This window comes from Paenibacillus sp. PvP094 (assembly GCF_040546835.1).
GTDB classification, from domain to species: Bacteria; Bacillota; Bacilli; order Paenibacillales; family Paenibacillaceae; genus Paenibacillus; species Paenibacillus illinoisensis.
The window spans coordinates 1,961,869-1,984,881 of record NZ_JBEPOM010000001.1 but is presented as its reverse complement, the minus strand read 5'-3'; the positions used below and the strand labels follow the sequence as shown (position 1 = coordinate 1,984,881).

At 46.6% G+C, this 23,013-nt stretch carries 23 protein-coding genes, 1 tRNA gene, 1 rRNA gene and 1 riboswitch; of the genes, 16 read left to right on the top strand and 9 right to left on the bottom strand.

Features of this window, described 5'->3' with window-relative positions; translation table 11 throughout:
- Positions 1 to 67: 67 nt before the first annotated feature.
- The 10 genes from rrf (at position 68) to ABIC22_RS09260 (ending at position 8,781) form a co-directional block, all read left to right on the top strand.
- A 5S ribosomal RNA gene (gene rrf, locus ABIC22_RS09305) occupies positions 68 to 184 on the top strand.
- A 353-nt stretch (positions 185 to 537) separates the two neighbouring features.
- Positions 538 to 1,995, top strand: a complete 1,458-nt coding sequence (guaB, locus tag ABIC22_RS09300; protein ID WP_127541156.1) for an IMP dehydrogenase — start codon at positions 538 to 540, stop codon at positions 1,993 to 1,995.
- A gap of 420 nt (positions 1,996 to 2,415) precedes the next feature.
- Positions 2,416 to 3,804, top strand: coding sequence for a D-alanyl-D-alanine carboxypeptidase family protein (locus tag ABIC22_RS09295; RefSeq protein WP_153976451.1), 1,389 nt, complete (start codon positions 2,416 to 2,418; stop codon positions 3,802 to 3,804).
- 326 nt (positions 3,805 to 4,130) lie between these two features.
- Positions 4,131 to 4,721 (top strand): pyridoxal 5'-phosphate synthase glutaminase subunit PdxT, encoded by a 591-nt coding sequence (pdxT, locus tag ABIC22_RS09290; protein WP_127541152.1) that lies wholly within the window; start codon positions 4,131 to 4,133, stop codon positions 4,719 to 4,721.
- A 277-nt stretch (positions 4,722 to 4,998) separates the two neighbouring features.
- A complete protein-coding gene (gene serS / locus ABIC22_RS09285; protein WP_127541150.1) occupies positions 4,999 to 6,282 on the top strand; it encodes a serine--tRNA ligase in 1,284 nt (427 codons plus the stop codon).
- Between the two features lie 148 nt (positions 6,283 to 6,430).
- Positions 6,431 to 6,519 (top strand) — tRNA-Ser (locus ABIC22_RS09280).
- Positions 6,520 to 6,702: 183 nt separating this feature from the next.
- Positions 6,703 to 7,044, top strand: coding sequence for a hypothetical protein (locus ABIC22_RS09275; RefSeq protein WP_095293451.1), 342 nt, complete (start codon positions 6,703 to 6,705; stop codon positions 7,042 to 7,044).
- Positions 7,045 to 7,067: 23 nt separating this feature from the next.
- Entirely contained in the window at positions 7,068 to 7,244 is a 177-nt protein-coding gene (locus ABIC22_RS09270; protein WP_167301673.1) for a hypothetical protein, read from the top strand.
- A 23-nt stretch (positions 7,245 to 7,267) separates the two neighbouring features.
- A complete protein-coding gene (locus ABIC22_RS09265) occupies positions 7,268 to 7,405 on the top strand; it encodes a small acid-soluble spore protein P (protein ID WP_354480336.1) in 138 nt (45 codons plus the stop codon).
- A gap of 284 nt (positions 7,406 to 7,689) precedes the next feature.
- Positions 7,690 to 8,781: a hypothetical protein gene (locus ABIC22_RS09260; protein ID WP_354480333.1), complete on the top strand. Its 1,092-nt coding sequence runs from the start codon at positions 7,690 to 7,692 to the stop codon at positions 8,779 to 8,781.
- 78 nt (positions 8,782 to 8,859) lie between these two features.
- On the opposite strand, the gene ABIC22_RS09255 is transcribed toward ABIC22_RS09260, so the two are convergent.
- Both ABIC22_RS09255 and tadA read right to left on the bottom strand, forming a co-directional pair.
- Complete coding sequence (locus ABIC22_RS09255; RefSeq protein WP_095293454.1) at positions 8,860 to 9,429, bottom strand: GNAT family N-acetyltransferase; 570 nt, start codon at positions 9,427 to 9,429, stop codon at positions 8,860 to 8,862.
- Positions 9,430 to 9,466: 37 nt separating this feature from the next.
- Positions 9,467 to 9,967 (bottom strand): tRNA adenosine(34) deaminase TadA, encoded by a 501-nt coding sequence (gene tadA / locus ABIC22_RS09250; RefSeq protein ID WP_354480329.1) that lies wholly within the window; start codon positions 9,965 to 9,967, stop codon positions 9,467 to 9,469.
- A gap of 331 nt (positions 9,968 to 10,298) precedes the next feature.
- Here tadA and ABIC22_RS09245 point away from each other — a divergent pair, with 331 nt between their 5' ends.
- Together ABIC22_RS09245 and rluF are read left to right on the top strand one after the other, a co-directional pair.
- On the top strand, positions 10,299 to 12,638 hold the full coding sequence (locus tag ABIC22_RS09245) for an ATP-binding protein (protein WP_354480326.1): 2,340 nt from the start codon (positions 10,299 to 10,301) through the stop codon (positions 12,636 to 12,638).
- Between the two features lie 18 nt (positions 12,639 to 12,656).
- Positions 12,657 to 13,358 carry a 23S rRNA pseudouridine(2604) synthase RluF gene (gene rluF / locus ABIC22_RS09240; protein ID WP_095293456.1) on the top strand — a complete coding sequence of 234 codons (702 nt, stop codon included), beginning with the start codon at positions 12,657 to 12,659 and terminating at the stop codon, positions 13,356 to 13,358.
- Between the two features lie 146 nt (positions 13,359 to 13,504).
- On the opposite strand, the gene motB is transcribed toward rluF, so the two are convergent.
- Together motB and motA are read right to left on the bottom strand one after the other, a co-directional pair.
- Positions 13,505 to 14,323, bottom strand: coding sequence for a flagellar motor protein MotB (gene motB / locus ABIC22_RS09235; RefSeq protein WP_354480323.1), 819 nt, complete (start codon positions 14,321 to 14,323; stop codon positions 13,505 to 13,507).
- Positions 14,310 to 15,110 (bottom strand): flagellar motor stator protein MotA, encoded by an 801-nt coding sequence (gene motA / locus ABIC22_RS09230; protein ID WP_095293458.1) that lies wholly within the window; start codon positions 15,108 to 15,110, stop codon positions 14,310 to 14,312. Before motA ends, motB begins: the two co-directional genes overlap by 14 nt.
- 235 nt (positions 15,111 to 15,345) lie before the next feature.
- On the opposite strand from motA, the gene ABIC22_RS09225 reads away from it, so the two are divergent.
- The 3 genes from ABIC22_RS09225 to rbsK all read left to right on the top strand — a co-directional run bounded on the left by ABIC22_RS09225 (position 15,346) and on the right by rbsK (position 17,227).
- Positions 15,346 to 15,639 (top strand): hypothetical protein, encoded by a 294-nt coding sequence (locus ABIC22_RS09225; RefSeq protein WP_095293459.1) that lies wholly within the window; start codon positions 15,346 to 15,348, stop codon positions 15,637 to 15,639.
- A 262-nt stretch (positions 15,640 to 15,901) separates the two neighbouring features.
- A complete protein-coding gene (locus ABIC22_RS09220) occupies positions 15,902 to 16,198 on the top strand; it encodes a 4a-hydroxytetrahydrobiopterin dehydratase (RefSeq protein ID WP_095293460.1) in 297 nt (98 codons plus the stop codon).
- Positions 16,199 to 16,216: 18 nt separating this feature from the next.
- On the top strand, positions 16,217 to 17,227 hold the full coding sequence (gene rbsK / locus ABIC22_RS09215) for a ribokinase (protein ID WP_483312535.1): 1,011 nt from the start codon (positions 16,217 to 16,219) through the stop codon (positions 17,225 to 17,227).
- Between the two features lie 74 nt (positions 17,228 to 17,301).
- Here the strand turns inward: rbsK and ABIC22_RS09210 are convergent, their stop codons facing one another.
- The 5 genes from ABIC22_RS09210 to ABIC22_RS09190 form a co-directional block, all read right to left on the bottom strand.
- Positions 17,302 to 17,661: a c-type cytochrome gene (locus tag ABIC22_RS09210; protein ID WP_095362315.1), complete on the bottom strand. Its 360-nt coding sequence runs from the start codon at positions 17,659 to 17,661 to the stop codon at positions 17,302 to 17,304.
- A 154-nt stretch (positions 17,662 to 17,815) separates the two neighbouring features.
- On the bottom strand, positions 17,816 to 18,271 hold the full coding sequence (locus tag ABIC22_RS09205) for a GNAT family N-acetyltransferase (protein WP_354485911.1): 456 nt from the start codon (positions 18,269 to 18,271) through the stop codon (positions 17,816 to 17,818).
- A 348-nt stretch (positions 18,272 to 18,619) separates the two neighbouring features.
- Entirely contained in the window at positions 18,620 to 19,090 is a 471-nt protein-coding gene (locus ABIC22_RS09200) for a C40 family peptidase (protein ID WP_095293464.1), read from the bottom strand.
- 3 nt (positions 19,091 to 19,093) lie between these two features.
- A riboswitch (cyclic di-AMP (ydaO/yuaA leader) is annotated at positions 19,094 to 19,231 on the bottom strand.
- A 260-nt stretch (positions 19,232 to 19,491) separates the two neighbouring features.
- On the bottom strand, positions 19,492 to 20,334 hold the full coding sequence (locus tag ABIC22_RS09195) for a hypothetical protein (RefSeq protein ID WP_354480318.1): 843 nt from the start codon (positions 20,332 to 20,334) through the stop codon (positions 19,492 to 19,494).
- Positions 20,335 to 20,344: 10 nt separating this feature from the next.
- Complete coding sequence (locus ABIC22_RS09190) at positions 20,345 to 22,336, bottom strand: M1 family metallopeptidase (protein WP_354480316.1); 1,992 nt, start codon at positions 22,334 to 22,336, stop codon at positions 20,345 to 20,347.
- 101 nt (positions 22,337 to 22,437) lie between these two features.
- Here ABIC22_RS09190 and ABIC22_RS09185 point away from each other — a divergent pair, with 101 nt between their 5' ends.
- Positions 22,438 to 22,941, top strand: a complete 504-nt coding sequence (locus tag ABIC22_RS09185; protein ID WP_095293467.1) for a YwhD family protein — start codon at positions 22,438 to 22,440, stop codon at positions 22,939 to 22,941.
- The last annotated feature ends 72 nt before the right edge of the window (positions 22,942 to 23,013 follow it).

The following is a 23,013-nucleotide window of genomic DNA, read 5'->3' as shown; positions in this document are numbered from 1 at the left end:
GGTTTTGATCGCAAATTTCGTTTCGGATCTAGTTTTCAGAGAATAATCTCTGAGTATAGCAGCATCGTTTGGTGGCGATGGCGGAGGGGTTCCACACGTACCCATCCCGAACACGACCGTTAAGCCCTCTAGCGCCGATGGTACTTGGACCGAAGGGTCCTGGGAGAGTAGGACGCTGCCAAGCAAAGAACCACTGCCGAAGATACTCGGTGGTGGTTTTTATTTGTTTTTAAAGGTAAATATATGGAAGCTATGTAGTTTTACTTGAAACAAAGTTAAAAAATTTTGAGGACAAACGCCATTTAAAAACGGATGGTGTTTTTGGCATATTCGGCAGTTGTCCGCTCAAGAAATACAGTTGTATGCATCAGACAGTACACCTGATATAACCAGGCACTTTTCCTTGACAGTCTAAATATCGCTTTGCTAAGATGGCAATAATAAATTTTTCAGAAAACGTATTTTCGGCATATATACTGCCTGAGATCTTCGGGTTTTGGACCGTAAAGCTGAGCAAACATAAGGAGGAACACCTGCGTGTGGGAAGATAAGTTTGGTAAGGAAGGTTTGACCTTTGATGATGTATTGCTAGTGCCACGGAAATCCGAGACACTGCCTAAAGAAGTGGATGTATCGGTTCGTTTGAGCGATAGTGTAAAACTGAATATCCCTCTGATCAGTGCTGGTATGGATACCGTTACTGAAGCAACTCTGGCCATTGCCATCGCACGTGAGGGTGGTATTGGAATTATCCACAAAAACATGTCAGTTGAACAGCAAGCGGAAGAAGTAGATCGGGTTAAACGTTCGGAGAGCGGCGTTATTACCAATCCGTTCTCACTGACTGCTGAGCACCTGGTATCGGATGCTGAAGAAGTTATGGCTAAATATCGCATCTCCGGTGTACCGATTGTCGAAGGTGATCAGAAGCTGGTTGGTATTTTGACTAACCGTGACTTGCGTTTCATCCATGACTACGGTATCAAAATTAGTGAAGTCATGACTCGTGAAAATCTGGTTACTGCTCCTGTAGGTACAACCCTGCAAGAAGCAGAAGGAATTCTTCAAAAGCACAAAATTGAGAAGCTTCCTTTGGTGGATGAGTCCAATACGCTGAAAGGTCTCATTACGATTAAAGATATCGAAAAAGCTATCCAGTTCCCTAATGCAGCCAAGGATGCGCAAGGTCGTCTTCTGGTTGGTGCCGCAATTGGTATCTCCAAAGATACTTTTGAACGCGCAGATGCATTGGTACAAGCTGGTGTAGACTTGATTACTGTAGACTCTGCACATGGACATCACATCAACATTATTGAAGCTGTTCGTCAATTGCGCGAGCGTTTCCCGAGCTTGACTATTATTGCAGGTAATGTAGCTACTGGTGAAGCTACTCGTGATCTGATCGAGGCGGGTGCTTCGGTTGTCAAAGTGGGTATTGGTCCAGGTTCCATTTGTACAACACGCGTTATTGCTGGTATCGGTGTACCTCAAGTAACTGCTGTTTACGATTGTGCAACTGTCGCACGCGAGTATGGAGTTCCAATCATCGCGGACGGCGGAATCAAATATTCAGGTGAGATTACAAAGGCACTGGCTGCAGGCGCACATGCAGTTATGCTCGGAAGCTTGTTTGCGGGAACTGCAGAAAGCCCGGGAGAAACTGAAATTTTCCAAGGACGTAGCTACAAAGTATACCGCGGTATGGGCTCAATGGCTGCAATGAAACAAGGAAGTAAAGATCGTTACTTCCAGGATGATGACAAAAAACTCGTTCCGGAAGGCATCGAGGGACGTGTAGCTTATAAAGGTCCATTGTCAGATACCATTCATCAGTTGATTGGTGGTCTGCGTTCGGGTATGGGTTATTGCGGAACAAGCAACCTTGAGCAGCTCCGCAATGATACAGGCTTTATCCGTATTACTGGTGCGGGACTTCGTGAAAGTCATCCGCATGATGTTCAAATTACAAAAGAAGCACCTAACTACTCGTTGTAATCTGAAGAGAGTTAATCATTTCCAGGACAGGCTTGGCGATTTTCGCCGGGCCTGTCTTTTTTTGCGGATACCCCTGTGATAGAATAGAAAAAGCGGTGACGATCCTTTATCGGATTAGGGCGTTGCGGCGGCTTTTTGACGTGAATCTATGAATCTTGTTTCACATGGAACATATGCCACGAAAAGGTTGCCCAGCTAGATAGAAGCGCGGACGTCCTTTTACATAAGCATTGGATAATGCTAACTAAGTGACAATCGATAATGAAACTTATGGAGCAATGATATTGCTCTTTCGATACAGCGCATAAAAAGCTACTTTTCACCACATCTTCTACGATCGTTAAGGACCAAGAAAAATGCAGCTCAAGCTGCACTGAAGCATCAATTAAGCGAAGCTTCGGAACGAAGGGAGTATTATCATTGAAAGCTAAACAAATGAACAAAAAGAAACGCCAAATGCTCAAAAAAAGCGTAGCCTCGGTTATGCTGGTCAATATGCTCTGCATGTCTGCAGTAATGCCGGTGATGGCTGCTGCGAATGATTCGGGTCAGGTGCTGACTGCTGCTGCGACAACCACGAAGACCGAAAAAGCCGTGCAGGTTCCTTCTGTTGACTCACTTGGACTTGAAGTTAGATCTGCCGTACTCATGGAGGCTTCGACAGGCCAGATTTTGCTTAATGTGAATGCGGACAAAGCCATGCCGCCTGCCAGCATGACGAAGATGATGACCGAGTACATTGTGGCTGAGCAGGTCAAGCAAGGGAAGTTTGGCTGGGATGATGTAGTTACGGTTAAAAGAAATGCAGCGGAGAGCATAGGCTCACGTATTTTCCTGGCTGAGGGCGATCAACATACGGTTAAAGAGCTGTATATTGCTATGGCCGTTGGATCTGCAAATGACGCAACAGTGGCATTGGCAGAATATGTTGCCGGTTCCGAAGAAGCTTTTGTGAAAATGATGAATGATGAAGCAAAGCGAATGGGCATGAAGGATACGTTCTTTATTAACTCCACAGGTCTTGACCGTGCGGATATGCCTAAGGACTTCCAACCAGCCGAAGATAAAGAGACAGTTATGTCTGCATTGGATGCAGCAATTCTGTGCAGATATATCATTCAGGATCACCCTGACTACACAGACTTTACAACAATTCAATCTTATAAATTCCGTCCCAATGACAAAGCTCCAATTATCAACTACAACTGGATGTTGGAAGCGAATAAAGATATAACCAATTTCAAAAGCTACGCCTATGAAGGCTTAGATGGAATGAAAACGGGCCATACCACGAATGCAGGGAATAACTTCACAGGAACGGCTGAACGTGATGGTATGCGTCTGATCAGTGTCGTTATGGGGACCGATTCCGAGCCTGCACGTTTCAGAGAGACGAAAAAAGTACTGGATTATGGTTATAACAACTTCGAAGTGAAGCAAGCTGTCGCTGGCAAAACCAAAGTAACTGGCTGGGAAGCTGTTCCGCTGAAAAAAGGTAAAGAAACGAATGTGCCCGTAGTGACTGATAATGCAGTTAGCTTTGTTGTTCCCAAAGGCACTCAAAACCTGGATGTTACCTTTAAGGCAAACGTAACGGAAGCAGACAAGCTGGTTGCTCCAATCAAAGCAGGTACGAAAGTTGGAACGGTGACCTACACCTATAAGGCTGATGGTATTGAACCACAGGAGAAAACAGTGAACCTGATCACCGCAGAAGAGGCTGAAAAAGGCGGCTGGTTCCGTTTGTTCTTCCGTGCGGTAAAGGACTTCTTCGTTGATCTGTTTGACGGTATCAAAAACCTATTCTAATTGATGCTATAGGCCATGACTACAGATAATAGAAGTTTCCGATCTACCTCACTTGAATAAGGACAATAAGCCACCAAATTGCGATTGGATGCATTGTGTATTTACAATTTTTCCGGTAAAATATCAAGTTAGAATTCTACGTATAACTCAGCACAAAAGTCTAAGGACAACCTTGTTAGTTGCACATGTTATAGTGGGAGCGACAACGCATTACATGGACGATAAATGGATTGCTGGAGTGTCCATATACCTCTGGACACGGATCTCCTTAATTACGGCTTCTAGACGTATAACAGGAGCGCGGCTGGTAGGAGAGGGGAACGCAAATGAAGATAGGTGTGTTAGCACTTCAAGGTGCGGTTACAGAGCATATTCGCAGTGTTGAGCGAGCTGGTGCAGAGGGACTGGCTGTGAAACAGGTTGAGCAGTTGGATGAACTGGATGGTCTGATTCTTCCTGGCGGCGAGAGCACTACTATTGGTAAATTGATGCGCAAATATGGTTTCATGCAGCCTATTCGGGACTTTGCTGCCAAGGGTAAACCGGTATTCGGCACCTGTGCAGGCCTGATCGTAATGGCTGAGCGTATTTCAGGACAGGAAGAAGCCCATTTGGAATTAATGGATATGACTGTCTCCAGAAATGCATTCGGACGGCAGCGGGAAAGTTTTGAAACAGACCTGCCTGTCAAAGGAATTGATGAAACGGTAAGAGCAGTGTTTATTCGTGCACCTTTGATTGAGAGTGTTGGAGAACAGGTTGAAGTTCTTTCCACTTATAAGGGTGAGATCGTTACTGCGCGCCAAGGAAACTTGCTGGCCTGCTCATATCATCCTGAATTGACCGATGACTACCGTTTGCATTCTTATTTTGTAGATATGGCCCAATCCTATAAGCAGTCGCTACAGAACCAATAGTGCATATTAGACAACTTATGATACCCCGGTGGATTGGAACACTCCTTCTGCAATCTGTAAGACTGCTGGAGGAGCTGTATCTGGTCGAATGCCTGATGTTGCCCGTATCTGCTCTACACAGCGGGAATCGCAGCGTAGGGTGTCACAGGGGTTTATAGGTTGTTTTTTTATTGTTGAAAATGATTAAGATGAAGTTATACGCGACTCCACAAAGGCTATGTGATAGGCTTAGGTTTATTGATATGTTTTCTGTGAGGTCATTTAGGAGGAGTATATAATGCTTGATGTAAAGATATTGCGGAATGAATACGCCCGTGTAGAAGAAGCGTTAACGAACCGTGGCAAGTCACTCGATCTCATTGCTGGATTTTCCGAGATGGACGCAAAGCGCCGGGAACTGCTGCAAGAGAGCGAGACGTTGAAGAACCGCCGGAATACAGTATCCGGTGAAGTTGCTAGGCTGAAAAAGAATCGCGAGAACGCAGATGATTTGATTGTTGAGATGCGCGAAGTGTCTGATCGCATCAAAGCGATGGATGAAGAGGTCCGGGAACTGGAAGCGAAGATCAATGATCTGACGATGGCCATCCCTAACATTCCAAACGAGAGTGTACCTGTTGGTGCCTCTGAGGATGATAATGTAGAGATTCGCCGCTGGTCTGAACCGAAGTCGTTCGGTTTTACACCGAAAGCACATTGGGAGATTGCGCAGGATCTGGATATCCTTGATTTTGAGGCTGCTGCCAAAGTAACAGGTTCCCGTTTTACGTTCTACAAAGGACTTGGCGCACGTCTAGAGCGAGCTCTGATTAACTTCATGATGGATCTGCACAGTGATCAGCATGGATATGAGGAGATTTTGCCTCCATATATCGTCAACCGCGACAGCCTCTTCGGAACAGGCCAATTGCCGAAGTTCGAAGAAGATCTGTTCAAGCTTAAGGATACGGAGTATTATCTGATCCCTACCGCAGAAGTTCCAGTAACGAACTATCATCGCGAAGAGATTTTGAATGCGGAGGATCTGCCGAAGCATTTCGTGGCATACAGCTCATGTTTCCGATCTGAAGCCGGCTCTGCTGGAAGGGATACACGTGGATTAATCCGTCAGCATCAATTCAATAAGGTTGAGTTGTTGAAATTGTCTTCTCCTGAAACTTCTTACGAGGAATTGGAGAAAATGACGCAAAATGCAGAACGTGTGCTTCAACTGCTGGAATTGCCATACCGTGTTTTGGCCCTGTGTACAGCGGATATGGGCTTCACTTCCGCGAAAACCTATGATCTCGAGGTATGGTTGCCAGAAAGCAATACATATCGTGAAATCTCTTCCTGCTCGAACTGTGAGGACTTCCAGGCGCGCCGTGCCAACATTCGTTTCCGTAGAGAGCCGAAGGCTAAGCCTGAGTTCGTCCATACACTGAACGGATCCGGACTGGCTGTTGGACGTACAGTGGCAGCTATTCTCGAGAACTATCAGCAAGAAGATGGGACTGTAGTTATTCCTGAAGCATTGCGTCCATACATGGGTGGAATCAGTGTGATTGCACGTCGATCCTAACATAGCGAATAGGGTTTTATTATGATAAAGCCAACCCAAAAAGCCCGTCAATTATTTATGACGGGTTTTTTTTATTCTAAAGCTTGCTTTTTTAATTGTATATGTGGTATGATCTATTTCGTGGCAAGTTTATAAAACTTCAAATTTTGGAGAGGTACCGAAGCGGTCATAACGGGGCGGTCTTGAAAACCGTTAGGGGGCAACTCCACGTGGGTTCGAATCCCACCCTCTCCGCCATAACAACACTTATAACAGGGACTCGAGCGATAAGCTCGGGTTCTTTTTTGCATATAACATTTTCCTCAATCGAGCTATCTGCCATGGTTCGTTTATTAAAGGCATCAACAGGCTCTAATTGACTCCATATGCATGTATAAAATCATCTTGTTCGCCGCACTTTATAGGAGTGGAGGTGGTTAGATGAACCGCGAGTTAAATATAGATCAGACAGAGCTTGTAGGCGCATGGCAGGAGCGTTTGCCGGAAGTACTGAATGTCGGCGATCAGGCACAGGTAATGGCGGATGAAGCCGATCAGAAGGCTATTCGTATTCATATCGCGACTGCAGGACACCAAATGTACTCATTCGATTTCAAATGCGCGTATGTGGACTCCCGTGAGGTCAGCGTACAACTGATTGATGTAGAACGGGATGGACAAACGACAGATGAGCGTACAGAACCCATCCAGGAGCTGGCTCAGGATTATACACGGCATATTCATGAATGTGCCCAGTCGTTACAGTCCAAGACAAGAACATAGCCCCAATTGAAGGAGTGATTCGAGTGAGCAAAGCCAAGGCAGGAATCGATAAAAACTTGCAGAATGTTGTTGCTGATCTGGAGCAGCCAGCCGTGAACAGCCATCATGCACAGCAAATTCAGCAAGATACCAATGATCGTCGTCATCAGGATTCGTTAAATCATGACAAAACGGAAGATATGAACCCATCCCATTCCTAAAATCATGAAGAGGGGGTAACGGCATGAGCAAACCAAAAGCGGTACCTGTACCGGAAGTTCAAGCTGCTGAGCAGCATCGCCGTCCGGAAAAGCATTCATCTGGACAGGAACCTTTGTCGGGGTCCAAAAAAGTAAAAAAATCAGAATCATGTGGATCATAACAATCCACAAGGGTAAGAAGAATACCCATAAATTTTAGTATCGTATTATGAGATATATATTGATGCATAATGAGACCTCCTGTTACCTAACAGGGGGTTTTTGCGTATTCGTACATAAATAATGACCAATGATGATAGGAATTGAAAAGCTAACATAGGTCTTTGTAGCCATTTTAGTGTGGGAAGATCACAAATTTCCCAAATCGTGTTTCCGTTTCAGAATAAATGGTATATCATTAAGGTTGAATTATTTTTTTGGGGTTATCACGAGAGGAGAGAAACAAATGACTAAACGTATGGGGGCGTTGCTTCTAACGTTGCTGTTAACGGTATCTTTGGCTTTGACAGCATGTAGCAGCAAACAAGAACCGAAAGAAGCACTGAAAACGGCTGCGGCCAATGCTTCTAAACTGACTTCGTATGAGATGAGTTCCAATTTCACAATTAATGAATTGAGCTATAAACCTGCAGACGAGTCACAACAAGACCCAACTATGACTCAGTTTATGAGCATGTTGAAGGATGCTCAGTTTAACGTAACTGGTGTATATCAAAGCGAGCCAATGCAAACAGAAATGACAGTTAGCCTTGAGCTCAAAGGTGATATGGGCATGACATTCACCATTCCAATGGTGATGACAGCTGAGAAGCTTTACGTTAAAGTGCCAAGCATTCCGTTCTTCCCAATTCCGGAAACGGTGGTTGGTAAGTTCCTGGAGCTGGATCTGAAAGAATTGGCTGAGCAAGAGGGTACGGAATGGAACCCTGATGCTATGGACACAGCCAAAACACAAAAACTGAGCAATGAAGTTATGGATGCTGTTCTTAGTGAATATGACCAAGACAAATTCTTCAAAAACGTAGATGTTAAGGATGCACAGCTGCCAGAAGGTGTAGATGCCAAGCAGGTAGTGCAATTCTCCGTTACTAACGACAACGTAAGTGAAGCGGTTAAGGTTATGATAACTAAAGCATTGCCAAAAGCAATTGATATTGTGGCCAAAGAAGAGTATCGTGACATGTTGCAACTGAACCAAACTGATATTGATCAGGCTAAGGCAGATCTAAAATCCGTTGCGGAAGATAAAGAAGAAATGTCAAGAATCGATAGAATTAACGAAGTACTGACCATCAACAAATTCAACATTGATTTCGCACTCGATAAGCAGGATTTCCCGGTTTATCAAAAGATTGCAGCTGATCTGCTGATCACACCAGTGGATACCAAAGATGAAGTGAAGTTGGCCTTTACTGGATCCAACACTTACACCAAAATCAATGAGAAGGCTGCCTTCAAAATCAACATCCCTACAGGTGAAAATGTAATTACGATGCAAGAGTTCGAAGAACTGATGAATTCTTCTTACGGATACTAAGCTCATTCCAAGAAATGAGTGAAAAAAGCCGCCTCGACTTTATGTCGGGCGGCTTTTTGTTGTTATAGTTTAAATCTGTTATTGCAAGGACTCCGATAAATCTTCAGCAAGAACGGCATAAATTCGGTGATCCTGATAGCTTCCGTTGATTTTCAGATATTTACGGGCGATGCCTTCTGCCTGAAAGCCATTCTTCTCCAGTACACGCTGGGAGCCGGCATTAGTGGGCAGGATTGCGGCCTGAACACGATTCAACTTCAAGGCGCGGAAGGCATAGGCAACAGCCAGTTTAACAGCTGCTGTCATACGTCCACCACCCTGATAGTCTGGATGGATAAAATAACCCATATCGGCATAATTGGCAACGCCATAGGAGACGTTATTCAGGCTGATTTGTCCAATGAGCAGGTCGTCTTTGATGGTGTAGATGCCGAACTGATAACCTGTACCTTCTTCAGCCGCTTTTAGACGGTCCTGAATCCGCCTTGTTTGAGCATCCAGTGTGTAGAACTCATCATCTCGAAGAGGCTCTACAGCTTGGTAGGGAACGCGAGTAACCTGGATCAGATCAAGATAAGCTTGCGTATCGTCGGTGGTGAGTAACCGGAGGCTAATTCCGTTGGGAGTATCATACAGGGTTAATGCCATAGCAATGCACATCCTCTCAAGATCAAAAGTATAAGTATTACTTCTTGCGTAACCGACGGAAGAATTGGGTCAGCATCGTAGAGCATTCGGGTTGAAGAACGTTTGGAATCACCTCAGTACGATGATTGAACCGCGGCTCCTGCAGCAAGTTCATCAAGGTTCCTGCACATCCGGCTTTGGGGTCAGCAGTGCCATATATAACGCGGGGCACTCGGGACTGTACAATGGCACCTGCGCACATAGGGCAAGGTTCCAGTGTCACATACAGGCTGCAATCAAGCAGGCGCCAGGCTCCGATCGTTTCGCTTGCCTGACGAATAGCGACCATCTCCGCATGTGCAGTGGAATCAAGAGTGGTCTCACGCAAATTATATCCTCGTCCGACAATCTGATTATGCTGCACAATGACAGCTCCGATAGGGACTTCCCCAAGTGCCTCAGCTTTTAGCGCCTCAGCAATGGCTTCACGCATCCAGAATTCATGCTGCTGTTCCCCTGTAAGATGCGAAAGATCAACCGGGATTGGGTGTTCGTTCATTACAGTTAAAGCTCCTTCCAAAGCATTTATTCGGCGAACAAATATTCGTTTGTTAACATGTTGTGCATAAGTCTGTGGATAACTACTAAGTTGCTCACAAAGTTATGAACAGGATATCCACAAGCCTGTGGATTTGTGTATAGTTTTAGTGATTAATCTCATTGTAGGCACGGCAAAGACAAAAAACAATGAAATTCGAGCTTTTTAGCCAGGCGGTAACTTTTGGACTAGGGGCATTTATCCTTTTCAAAATCACACACAACCGTTATGATGGAGATAGGTTTTGCCATATATCGCCAAAGGGTACAAGCCGAGAGGTGAACTAAAAAAGTTGTCTATTAAAACGAAGTTATCCATGATTATGTCGTGCTCGGTGCTTGTTATTTTGATTCTGAATATCGCGCTGAGTTATTATACTACCGAGGAAAATCTTAGGCAGGACAGTGAAACCAAGATGGTCCTAACGGCTAAACAGATTGCAATTTCTGTCGAACAGAATCAAAATAGTTTGGATTATGTAAAACGCCAGATTGGTAATAATCTATGGCTTGCTTCAGTCATGGCTGCAGAAGAACTCGACCCGGATATTAATAATATCACAAATGAGGAACTTGTACGTTTAAGCAAAAAAGTGGGGGTATCGCATATCTCTCTCATGGAACAAACCGAGGATGATATCGTTGTAACCCGCTCTTCCGATCCGCGCGAAGTTGGTTTATCCACAAAGAAAATGACCTATTGGTATCAAGCCTTTAAGCAATTGTTCGAAAAACATCAGGTTACCATCACTCAGGGGCAGAAATTGGATCATTTTTGGTCCGATGGTTTCGAGTACTCCACATCCAGTCCATCGGATATTGATATCTGGGGTTATTATCATGATGGCAAGAGGAACTACATAATCAATCCCTTCTATAATAATGCTGAAGTTGATGACTATGTGAAGATCTCTGGTCCGGATGAGATATTGAACAAAATTCGTGAAGTGAATCCTTCCATCTTGGAGATCACGGGTATCAATCCATTGACTTTTGGCAGTCCAAACATGAGTGATGATGGAAGGGATAGCAACTACAGCAAGTTGAATAATAGACCGATTCGTTTTGGTACGTATCAGTATGGTACGGCAGATGAGGATCACCGGGCAGTCGTGAGGGCGATCCGAACCGGGCAAAATGTATCGTTTGTCAGTGAAACACATGAGCAGAAGGTGTTAAAAAGCTTCATCCCCATCTTCACGCCGAATGAAGCATCATATGTCATCAGTATTGTCATGGACTATAAACAAATATCCTCCATGGTATCGGAACAATTGGTCAGTCATGCTTCCATATCGCTGGTGCTGCTGGAAATTGTGATCTTTGGCAGCTACTTGTTAGCAGGATATATTACACGTCCTATTCAATCCATCCTGGGCAAAGTGAATGATGTAGCGGATGGACATTTCGACTTCCGTTTGAAAGTAAGAAGGAAGGACGAGCTGGGTCAGCTGGCTAATCGGATTAATGCCATGATTCGCAATCTGGGCCACTATACCAACCGGTTAAAACAGATGTATGAGGAGAACAGGGCAGTTAAGGAGCATCTGGAATCCATCATTAATCAAACCGCCGATGCCATTCATATTACCGATCTAGATGGTAAGGTCTTGCGTGTAAACCGGGCATTTGAACAACTATATGGGTGGCGAAGCCGAGAGGTCGAAAACCGCAGGCTGAAGATCATCCCGCCTGAAGCGGAAGAGGAAATGAAGCAGCAGCATGCCCAGCTCATCGAAGGGCTATCCATTACCTCCAATGAAACTGTATGGATGAAAAAAGATGGCACACGGGTTGAAGTTAGTGTCAGTACAGCGCCTGTGCGCGATGAATTAGGCGAAATTACCGCACTGATTAGTGTGTCGAGGGATATCACGAGCCGCAACCGGATGGAAGAGCTGCTCAGACGCTCAGAGAAGCTCACAACCGTAGGCCAACTGGCTGCGGGTGTTGCGCATGAAATCCGTAACCCGCTTACAACGCTGCGTGGTTTCCTGCAGCTGCAGCAGGAGACGAACAAACTGAATCATCGACATCTCGACTTGATGCTGTCGGAACTCGACCGCATTAATCTGATCGTAGGCGAATTCCTGATTTTGGCCAAACCACAGGCTGTTCACTTCCAGGAGCGGGATATCCGCTTTATTCTCGGCGATGTGATCTCGCTGCTGGATAGCCAGGCACATCTGCACGGGGTTGAATTTGTATTAAATGCATCATCGGATTCAGCTATGGTACACTGTGAAGAGAATCAGTTGAAGCAAGTGTTCATCAATCTGCTTAAGAATGGTATGGAAGCCATGCCGAACGGAGGCAGCATTCGGATTCGCCTTGACCATGATGAGGAATTAAACCGGGTGCGGATTGAAATTAAGGATGAGGGTATCGGGATTCCGGAAGAGATGATGCCGAAGCTTGGCGAGCCGTTCTTTACCAATAAGGAGTCTGGAACAGGACTTGGTTTAATGGTCAGTCAGCGCATCATTCAATCACATAAGGGCATGATGGATATTAAAAGCGTCATGAACAAGGGCACGACCGTTATCATTGATCTTCCTGCTACCAAACAGCTCCCGGAGAGCGTGGAAGAGGACGATCGGGCGGAAGATGCGTTTACAGACGAAGAGAACTAGATGAGGTGAGATTACCTTTTGCGTATTAATAAATTTATTAGTGAGACAGGCTATTGTTCCCGGCGTGAAGCCGACAAATTAGTGGAGAGCGGGAAAGTGACCATTAATGGCGTAACCGCCGAACTGGGAAGCCAGGCGGAAGAAGGCGACGACGTACGGATCAACGGTCAGCCTATCAAGGAAAAAAGAAAACATGTATACATTGCACTGAATAAACCTGTCGGTATTACGAGTACAACCGAGCAGCATATCAAAGGCAACATCGTTGACTTTGTGGGTCACAAGGAGCGCATTTTTCCAATTGGCCGCTTGGATAAGGATTCCGAAGGGCTCATTCTGATGACCAACGATGGAGATATCGTCAACCGGATACTTAGAGCAGAGGGACGCCATGAGAAAGAGTACATCGTTACGGTTGACCGCCCTGTCACGCCGAGTTTTCTGAAGGGGATGAGCACGGGCGTCAAAATTCTCGGTGAAATGACGCTGCCCTGCACCGTCACTCGAATCTCTGAGCGAGTATTCCGGATTATACTGACCGAAGGGAAGAATCGGCAGATTCGCAGAATGTGCAGTGCCTTTGGTTACGAGGTGCGTAAATTGAAGCGTGTACGTATCATGAATATTCATCTGGGTGAACAGGCTACAGGGAAGTGGAGAGAGCTGACAGCTGCGGAGAAGTCGGAATTGGGCAGCCTGCTAAACTACTCTCTGGAATAAATCGTTTAATTCATGAAGCTCTGCATATCTTTTCTGAAGAAAAGAAGGCAGAGCTTTTTTTGATACCACGCTTTACTTATTTACACATCAAAAAGACGTTTTCCTCTACCGGAGAGAAAAACGTCCTTTTGAACTCGCATTCACTTCTAGTTTGCTGGATTGACTGCTTTCACAGTCGAATTGTTGCTTTGATACTTCCGGATAATAGAAACCTCTACACGGCGATTCTGAGCTCGTCCAACATTGGTCTGGTTACTGGCAACCGGGTGATACTCACCATACCCGCTAGGTGTGAACTTCGCAGGGTCCAGCGAGTCGTTCAATAAGAGGATTTTAAGGAAGTTCAGTGCACGATCCGCACTTAGATCCCAGTTATCCTTATATTGGCTGTTAGAGATGGGAATATTATCAGTATGGCCAGATACAACCACTTCATATTGCGGGAATTCCTGAAGCATGTTGGATATGGCTTTTGCCAGTGATCGCGATTCAGGCTTCACATCTGCACGCCCGGAAGAGAACAGAGCGTTATCACTGATGGTGATCTTCAGTTCAGATTGATTCAGCTTGGTGTTGAGTTGGTCGGATAGCCCGTTTTTGCTAATATATTGGTCCAGTTGTTTCTTGAGTTTTTCCAGATCTTCCTGCTCTTTTTGTGCCATCTGTGCATCTGTAATCTGAGCAGATTTGTTCTTGGTGATCTCTTCAGGCACCTGTTTGTTTTTGCCCAGGTCAGTTGTGGCTTCCGTAGGATTCATGGATGTATGATCCAATACACCTGCGCCGCCATTCAGTGCACTGCTTAGTGCCGAGGCCATCTGTTCGAACTTGGCTGCATCGAGAGAACTCATGGAGAACAACGTAATAAACAGGGCAAGCAACAGTGTCATCAAGTCAGAATACGGGAGCAACCAGCTCTCGTCTATATGTTCTTCATGCGGCTCATGTTTTTTAGCCTTTTTCACCTGATGATCCCTCCTTCTCTTCCAGCTGTCTACGTTCGGAAGGTGTCAGGAATACAGATAATTTTTGGTTGATGGCAATGGTGGATACGCCGGATTGAATGGATAACAATCCTTCAACCATCATCAGCTTGATCTCCATCTCTTTCTTGGACATCCGCTTCAACTTGTTGGACATCGGGTGCCACAACACGTAACCACTAAAAATACCAAGGAGTGTAGCGATGAACGCAGCCGCAATCGCGTGAGATAGCTTTTCCATATCACTAAGGTCGGCCAGGGCTGCAATCAGACCTACAACGGCCCCGAGAACCCCGAGTGTTGGAGCGTACATCCCCGCTTGTGCGAAGATCAATGCTCCTCCGCGGTGACGCTCTTCGGTGGCATGGATATCTTCCATCAAAACATCACTAACAAATTCCTGGTCATTGCCGTCAATAATCATGCGCATACCGCTGCGAAGGAATTGATCGTCAATCTCTTCGACTTTTGATTCCAGTGCCAGCAAACCTTCACGACGGGTAGTGGAAGCCCATTCCATAAATGTGCCGATCAGTGAAACACGGTCAATCAGTTGCTGCTTTTTGAAGAGTACCCCGAAAAGCTTGGGGATTTTTTTAACTTCAGACATTGGAAATGCCATGAAGATTGTTGCTGCTGTACCAACAAAGATAATAACGTAGGCTGCCGGGTTGTTAACCAGATTGATCAGGGGAGCACCCTTCAGGAACATCCCGAGAACAAGTGAAACCAGCCCTAAAACTAGTCCGATAATCGTTGAAATTTCCATCATACACCTCATCCATGAGATAAAATTGAATCCTTTCAAGCGGCTGTATTCGGGCTTCCGGGCGAATGTTTGGCCGCAATCCGTTTAACCTATGGCATTTTTTAGAAATGCTGTAACAGCTGAAACGGTCATGTATAGTATTTATCGACCAGAAGCCCTTTTTTTTTAAGGGTTATTTTCAGGTATAATAAGAACAAATCAGCTCTTTAGGGGCCAAACAGGAGTGAAAAAGCCAATGGGCGTAAAGCATGGACGGGATTATGAAGGAATATTGACAGATTTGACACAGGCGATCGGCCGCATTCCGGATCGTTATGTTTTTTTTGAAATGGATGCAGAGGATTGGTCCCGTTTGGGTGAAAACGAGCAGCTCGAAGTAGACGAAGCTCTGGCAGAGGATTTGTTCTATGCGCTGGGCACAGAGTCGGTCATTCCTGTAGGGAGTGGTGTGGTTATCCATGACAAGGAGCAGCATCGCATTCATATTTTGATTGGGGAAGAAGAATTGACATTTGTACCCCTAATCTAGGGCCGAATTTAAGGAGAATTCTAGTATGGAAGCCGAGAGGGGAAACGCCTGGAAGCCTCACGGCTATTGGCTCTAACGCCATTTTACAGTATTGGATTTTGAGTTCTGTACGTGGTAAGATGAGAGTCATGAAACGGGCGAGCCGCAGAGCGGCTAACCTATGACGGTTGGGGTTACTGTGGTAGCACCAAGGTTTCGGATGGCATGAGGGAGAGGGTTAGAGACAACCTTTGTGCCGTCTTTATGGGGAGGAAGATAACGTATGGTTTTTACGCAAGAAGAAGTCGAAGCTCATCTGGGAAGGCTGGAAGGCTGGGAACTGGAAGAGGGACGGTGGATTGTCCGCAAGTTCGTATTTTCCAACTACATGAAAGGGATTGCATTCGTGGATGAGGTTGCCGCGATCTCAGAAGCATTTAATCATCACCCTTTTATTACGATTGATTATACAACGGTTACGCTGCGTCTCACGTCGTGGGATGAGGGTGGAATTACATCTGTAGATATTAAGGAAGCAGAGCAGTTTAACGAAACGTTTGAGAAAATGAGGACGACATAGCCGGGATCGGTTATCGTTGTGCTGCCAAGAAATGAGGAAGCATACATGTCAGACATGAATCAGAATAAGCCTCTGATCGCGGTTGTAGGCAGTCTCAATATGGACCTCGTGGTGAAGACCGATATCATCCCGGAAGAGGGAGAAACGGTAAGCGGTGAGGAGCTTCACTATCTGGCGGGCGGCAAGGGGGCTAACCAAGCCGTTGCTGCTGCACGTCTGGGTGGACAGACCACGATGATTGGAGCAGTGGGTTCGGACGGTTTTGGGGAGCGCTTGCTGCACAGTCTGACGGATAGTGGGGCAGATGCCTCGCAGGTTCGTGTATTGGAAGACACTGTAACAGGTACAGCATCCATCTGGCTCTCCAAGGGAGACAATCGGATTATCGTTATTCCTGGAGCGAATGGACAAGTGGTGCCGGAGATGCTGGAAGAGGCGGATACGGTAAAAAGCCTGACTGCAGCCGCAGCGGTGCTGCTGCAGCTGGAGATCCCGCTGCCAGCGGTTACCCGCGCCGCCGAACTGGCGGCAGAAGGCAGCGCACTGGTGGTGCTCAACCCGGCCCCAGCGGTGCCGGGTCTGCCCCAAGAGCTCCTGCGGTGCGTCGACGTGATCACGCCGAACCGCAGTGAGCTTGCCGTGCTTACCGGCCGGGATGATCTCCGGCCGGAAGACGTGGATGCGGCGGTCGCAGAGCTCGCCGCATCGCTCGGGGCCGCTGTCGTCACGACGCTCGGCCCCGAGGGGGCTGTGTACGCGGCAGCGCCAGGCGGCCGCGTACAGGCAGGGCGTGCCGGCGCTTGCCGTGCGCCCGGCTACGCCGTAAGCGCCGTCGATACGACCGGCGCTGGCGATTGTTTCAACGGCGCGCTGGCGGTAGCCCTCGCGCGAGGGGAAACACTGGACGCGGCAGTAGGCTATGCCATGGGAGCGGCCGCGTTATCCGTAACGAAGCTCGGTGCCCAGTCGGGGATGCCGTATGCACGTGAAGTGGAAGCCTTTTTGGCAGAACACGCAGCCAGAGACTGAACGATATAACGAAGAGGCCCGTACCATTCCCGAGAGGGAAGGCAGGGGCCTCTTTGCTGTGTATCTCATTAACCTTATTTCTTCTCAGCGAGCCACATCGCGATATTGGCAATTTCCTCGTCCTTCAGTTTGTCCTTGAAGGAAGGCATGCCGCCGCCTTTACCTTTGACAATGGTAGAGTAGATCTTCTCCACATCATCCTTGCTGCCGATGTTTGCTAGAGCAGGTCCTACGCCACCTTGAAGCTGATCCCCGTGACACGTGATACAATTGGCTTTGACCAGTGCTTCAGCCTGTCCAGCATCCATTGCCACTTCCGGCATGGTTGGTTTCGCTTCTTCAGCCACTTCCTCTTTCCCTGGAAGCGTAAACATTAATACAATAGCCAATGCGCATGCTGCAAAAAATACCCCGCTCATGATCCATTTGTGCATCCGTTATGTCCCCTCCAGAATGAAAGATCATCTAAACTGAAACTGTCCATATCATTATAACGGAACCTGTTAAGACATCATAGCATTTTGTGGTAATTTTTTGAACTAATCACATAAACGGGCATGAATTTCTTTTGGTTATGCGGTTTAACGGTTAACGAGGTCCTTCATAGACCATGCAATAAAAAGGCTTCAAACCGCTTGGTGTCTGTCGTTCATACGTATCCTTGGTGACAAATCCAGCCTTGAGATAAACCCGGATAGCCCGCGTATTCCAGGTGAGCACTTCGAGATCGATCTCATGACTAGGGTTCCGCCGAATGGCTTCCTTCACGATAGCAGAGACGAAGGCAGTACCGCGACCTTGTCCACACTGTTCGGGGTGCATACCAAGCCCAATCCGCGTCACGCCTTCAAGAGGAAAGAATTGAACGAATCCGCAAAGTTGGTCCTGCTCTCCGAGTACAACAGCATATTGCTCTTTTCGAAGCTGCTCATCGCCGAATTCAACCTCCAGCGCCTTCATCTGTTCCCAGGGCAGCCAGGTATAGACGTTATAGGGTGGTTCATATGTCCAGCCGCAGATCAATGCTGCATGTTCTTCTTGCATCGGCACAACGTGAAACGTTACAGAAGCTTCATCCACACCACTGCACGCTCCTTTCATTGTGAACAAGCTACTTCTAGTCATACGCTAATGGTTTATAACATATGTCATTTCATATTTAATCCTGATTTTACTCTACAAAAGAGGAGGGCATTTGGCAAGGTTTTGCTCCATTGAAAAAAAGTGAAACAAAAGTTCCTGGAATTTCGTTTATATTATAGCAGGATGGGTAAAAACATCATAAGGGCACGGACGAACAAGCACAAAAAAACCGCCGGATACATTCCTGCGGAGAATGTACCGGGCGGTTGATTTATGCTTCGTTACAGTATGATGTTGCTCAGCTTGTCCCTAGTCGAGGGCCAGTGATTCATATGCGTCCGTGCTCATAATCCGTTTAGCGCCAACATAGCGGTTGGCCCAGTAGTTCTCACTCAAAGAACTAATGGTAACTCCTTTGGAAGACGAGGAGTGTGCAAACTTACCTTCACCCACGAAAATCCCTACGTGTGAAACCCCTTTACCCGTTGTATTGAAGAATACCAGATCGCCTGGTCTCATTTCCATGCGGGATACCGAGTCACCCATGTCGAATTGGGAACTGGATTGACGAGCCAAATCGATGCCCAGCTTTTCGAATACATACCGTGTGAATCCAGAGCAGTCAAAGCCGTTAAGCGTTGTTCCACCACTTTTGTATGTAGTTCCCATTGCTGAATCAATTACTTTATCCATTTTTGAATCTGCGAATGCGCTGCCTGCTCCAAGCGATAGTGCGAATGTTAAGCTAAGTACAGCTGCTGTTAATTTCTTTTTGAACAAGAGATATACCCCTTCCAACGCCTGCGAGGTTAGCTTAAGGATTCGGTTGAAGGTCCCCTATGATCCCTCTGTAGCAAGATCAATTCACCCATAACTGGTTCCCCCGCTTCCCAGGTGCCAGGAATTTGGCTATGCTAGTTGTGCACCTGCGAAATCAAGAAATGACGATTTAATTTTAAGTAGTTACAATTCATAAGGTAAAGATTACAAAGTTGTTACTAAAAACTCACTGCGATTATTGTAACAGAGGAGTAAGCCTTTGGCAACGTTTAACAAGAAAATTAGCAAAAAAAACCTCGACCTTTGACGGGGAAAGGTCGGGGTTTGCGTTTGTGAAGCGTTAACATTGACATAAGTTTACATGAAGATGGTAACAATTTTCGTGCGGTTCATTACACTTTTTAACCTTTGGAGGACTTGGACTGCCACAGACGGAAATGAGCGCATATCTTCCATATATCCAACAAACATCTGGCGAGCGGATAGGTTTGTTGCAGGATCAGACCCATGAGACCTGTCAGGAACCACGACGCAGATGTGAAGGCACCGAAGATGAGCAGATGAATTCCTCCCAGAACCACTGCGATACCAATGAGAGAAATGATATGACGCAAGGCGAGCAATAGACCGAGAAATGTACCTTTTACCCCGCCCTGATCCTCGGGAGCTGTAGCGCCAAACTGCATATATAACAAAGCATGATGTATGATCCATCCATATACAATCCATCCGGCTACATATGGAATGCCTGGCAGCAGCTGCTGTAACGAGTGGAATCCATCCAGAAAGATACTATACAGCTTGGGGATCAGCCAGTACGCAGGCAGCAGCAATAATAGCGTTTTAATGAAATGAAGCAGCATCATCGGTTTCCACAGTGCCTTGATCCCACGTACAAAAGGAATACGTTCTTCTGTATGATTGAAGTGTTGTAATGAATAGAGCAGCCCTGCCTGGATGAGAGGGGTAATCAGCATGCGGAGCAGGAGCATGGCCCCAAGTATCCATAAATAGCGATGCACCTCGGGATGGGTAGACAGACTGAGCTGGCTTTCCATTTTGAATAAAATGGTACTCAGCTCCCCGGCGTCAGGGTCCGGATAGCGCAGCAGCAAGGGAATGACTGCCGATTGCACCATTTTATAAATGAAGTAACCCCACACCAGCTGATAGAGAAACAAAAGTGCCACAATGAACATATGCTGACGGACGAGAAACCAACCCTCACGTATTTTTGCTTTCACTGTCTCCACCTCACCATGACAGACCTCCGAATATTGCTTCAATAAGCTTGGTTACACTCATGCTCCAGCGGAACTTGGATGGTTCATCCAGATCGGCTTTCAAAAAGTTATTCATATGACGGTTCTCCAGCACAACGGTATATAACGGATCAGTCATGGCCCAGGATACCGGCGAGCTGTAAGTTAACTTGTACGTAATTCGACCGTTACTACCATCCCATTCCTTGGCGACGATGTGTCCATCTTCAAAAACGATGCGAACGGGTACTTTCTCGTAGTCGCTACCTTTCTTTACTAATGTTACCGATGATTCATACAACGTTTGACCGCCTTTCTCAACAGGCTTGACCTGGATATTCTCCACGGCGAAGTCGGCCATTCCGTCTTCATATACGTATTGATTAAAATAATCAGACCAGGACTTACGGGTCACTTGCTCCACGACCTTTTGGAAATCGGCCGAAGTAGGATGTTTGAATCGATATTTTTTGACATAAGTTGAAAGAATGCGTTCCATCGTTTTAGCGCCTACTTGTTGTTCGATGCCCAGCAGCACAAGCTTGCCCCTTGTGTAAACATTGGCTGCGTAATGATTCTGCGAATCAAACTTCCAGGACTCCTGCGTGAGTGAGGCAGGCGAAGTAATTAAGCCGGATTGAACGGGCAGATTCGGAATAAGTCCGTATTCCTGCTCCATCAGTTTGTCTTCTGCGTAAGAGGTGAACCCTTCATCCAGCCAGGCTTCTTCAAATTCATTGCTGGCAACCATACCATAGAAGTACTGATGGCCGATCTCGTGTACAACCGTGCGTTCCAGATCGTAGCCTGGTGTAGTGTCGTCCGCGCCGAAGGCTGTAACTAAGGTAGGATACTCCATGCCGCCTGCTCCATTGCCCGTTTTTGGGGGAACAACGATAGAGAGCGTGGAATACGGATACGGACCAAACCACTTGCTGTAATTCGAAAGAGCTGCTTTGGCCGCATAGAAGTAACGTTCCTTCAGATCCTGGTGGGCCGGGTCCAGATAGAGCTTGATTCGTACACCTGGCACGTTGGGAGCGGAGAAGGGTTCTTCTGCATAAACAAAGTCAGGTGAGGCTGCCCAGGCGAAGTCATGTACATCGTCAGCATAGAATTGATAGATCTTCTCACCATTTTTAATAACAGCCTGCTTCGTTGGAAACCCGGTCGCGGCAACCTTGTATGTTTCCGGTACCCGAATACGCACACTATAGATGCCAAAATCCGCATAAAACTCGGAATTTCCATGGTACTGATGCAGATTCCAGCCCTCAGCCGTACGTCCTCGCGTGCCTGCAGGCTCGTATACACTGAGTTTGGGGAACCATTGGCCCGCCATAACGAAGTTTTCAGCAGTTCCCATACGGGCAAAGATTTTGGGCAGCTTGACCTCAAACCGGGTGTGAAGCGTAATAGTTTCCCCGCCCTTGACCGGCTTGGGTAATCTCACTTTTATGAGCGTTTTGTCTTTCATGTTTCCGTCATCCGGCTGTACATACTGCATCCGGTGCAGGAGGGAAAGCCCGTCCTCTGTTTTCATCTCCGTAATATTCATGGAGCCGTAACCGTCCGTTGGCATCACATCACCGCGAAGCTTTCCGCCGGATTCCTTCATAAATGTGGTGTCAGTAGAAGAGAATGCATTGGGGTATAGGTGGAAATAAAGTTCGCTGACTGTTTTTTTACCCGGATGAGTCCAGGTCAGCGTCTGCGTTCCCTCCAAAACATTGCCGTCTACCAGCTTCACATCCATGTGATATTCCACCACGCGGTTGCTGAACACCTCAGCAGTAGGTGTCTGTACACTTTCTGGAGGTGCCGGAGTTTGGACCTTTGCCGGAGGCTTGCCCAATTCCGGGGCGAGCGTTGGCAAGTCGGATGTCGTAGAACGAGTGTGATCCAGAGTGATCCATATGGCTCCGGTAAACACACACAGGGCCAGAATTGCAGTAAGCCAGCTCTTGGCGCGTAGTGGAATCATCGTTAAATACCTCCCGTTGACAAGCATCTACAGCATGTATATGTTTGCAATGGGGCGATTATTAGTTAAAATATTTGTATCAACCCTTGGAGGCTATAACTATGGATCAAAACGAGCAAAACGGCAAAAAACAGATTGCCTTGAATATCGTAAGTGCCAAGAGCAAACATAAAGGTTTCGGTGCAGGCTCCATTGATCTGAACAACCTGTCGCCGGTTATTATTGATAATGGCGAGGCAAAGATTGATATTGGTGCCATGCATGCAAAGAGCAAGGTAGAACGTGGAATTAAGTTTTCGACGAATCGGGAAGATGTACCTAACGGTCGCCAGGTATGGCTGGTTTGGGTAGCTGTGGACCGCACGGAACAGGGACAGTTGTACGGCGGAGCAACAGCGTGCGAGATGTGGATCGATACCGAGGCGAAACGGGGATGGAAGCTGCTGGCTGACCATGTAAACCGGATGGATTATGCAATGAAGCGCCGCTTCATGCTGGATGAGCTCGGACCAGAGGATCGTGCAGCTCTCAAGAAGCTGTTGATTACACACAATGAAGAGTGGTGGAATGCTTCTCCGGATGAACTAAAAGAAGCACTTTCCTGATAAAAGCTTTCTGATAAAAGCGTTATAACTGTTCTCTTTAAAAAGAACATGAAAAGCCCCGCAACCGAAATG

Bases quoted from the DNA above. Each gene is read 5' to 3' on its own strand.
- pdxT (WP_127541152.1), top strand. From the start codon at position 4,131: ATGAAGATAGGTGTGTTAGCACTTCAAGGTGCGGTTACAGAGCATATT.
- motA (WP_095293458.1), bottom strand. From the start codon at position 15,110: ATGGAAATTTCAACGATTATCGGACTAGTTTTAGGGCTGGTTTCACTT.
- tadA (WP_354480329.1), bottom strand. From the start codon at position 9,967: ATGAACGAACACCCAATCCCGGTTGATCTTTCGCATCTTACAGGGGAA.
- ABIC22_RS09210 (WP_095362315.1), bottom strand. From the start codon at position 17,661: ATGCACAAATGGATCATGAGCGGGGTATTTTTTGCAGCATGCGCATTG.
- ABIC22_RS09190 (WP_354480316.1), bottom strand. From the start codon at position 22,336: ATGATTCCACTACGCGCCAAGAGCTGGCTTACTGCAATTCTGGCCCTG.
- ABIC22_RS09185 (WP_095293467.1), top strand. From the start codon at position 22,438: ATGGATCAAAACGAGCAAAACGGCAAAAAACAGATTGCCTTGAATATC.
- ABIC22_RS09220 (WP_095293460.1), top strand. From the start codon at position 15,902: ATGGTTTTTACGCAAGAAGAAGTCGAAGCTCATCTGGGAAGGCTGGAA.
- ABIC22_RS09225 (WP_095293459.1), top strand. From the start codon at position 15,346: ATGGGCGTAAAGCATGGACGGGATTATGAAGGAATATTGACAGATTTG.
- ABIC22_RS09275 (WP_095293451.1), top strand. From the start codon at position 6,703: ATGAACCGCGAGTTAAATATAGATCAGACAGAGCTTGTAGGCGCATGG.
- serS (WP_127541150.1), top strand. From the start codon at position 4,999: ATGCTTGATGTAAAGATATTGCGGAATGAATACGCCCGTGTAGAAGAA.
- ABIC22_RS09260 (WP_354480333.1), top strand. From the start codon at position 7,690: ATGACTAAACGTATGGGGGCGTTGCTTCTAACGTTGCTGTTAACGGTA.
- ABIC22_RS09205 (WP_354485911.1), bottom strand. From the start codon at position 18,271: ATGCAAGAAGAACATGCAGCATTGATCTGCGGCTGGACATATGAACCA.
- ABIC22_RS09265 (WP_354480336.1), top strand. From the start codon at position 7,268: ATGAGCAAACCAAAAGCGGTACCTGTACCGGAAGTTCAAGCTGCTGAG.
- ABIC22_RS09255 (WP_095293454.1), bottom strand. From the start codon at position 9,429: ATGGCATTAACCCTGTATGATACTCCCAACGGAATTAGCCTCCGGTTA.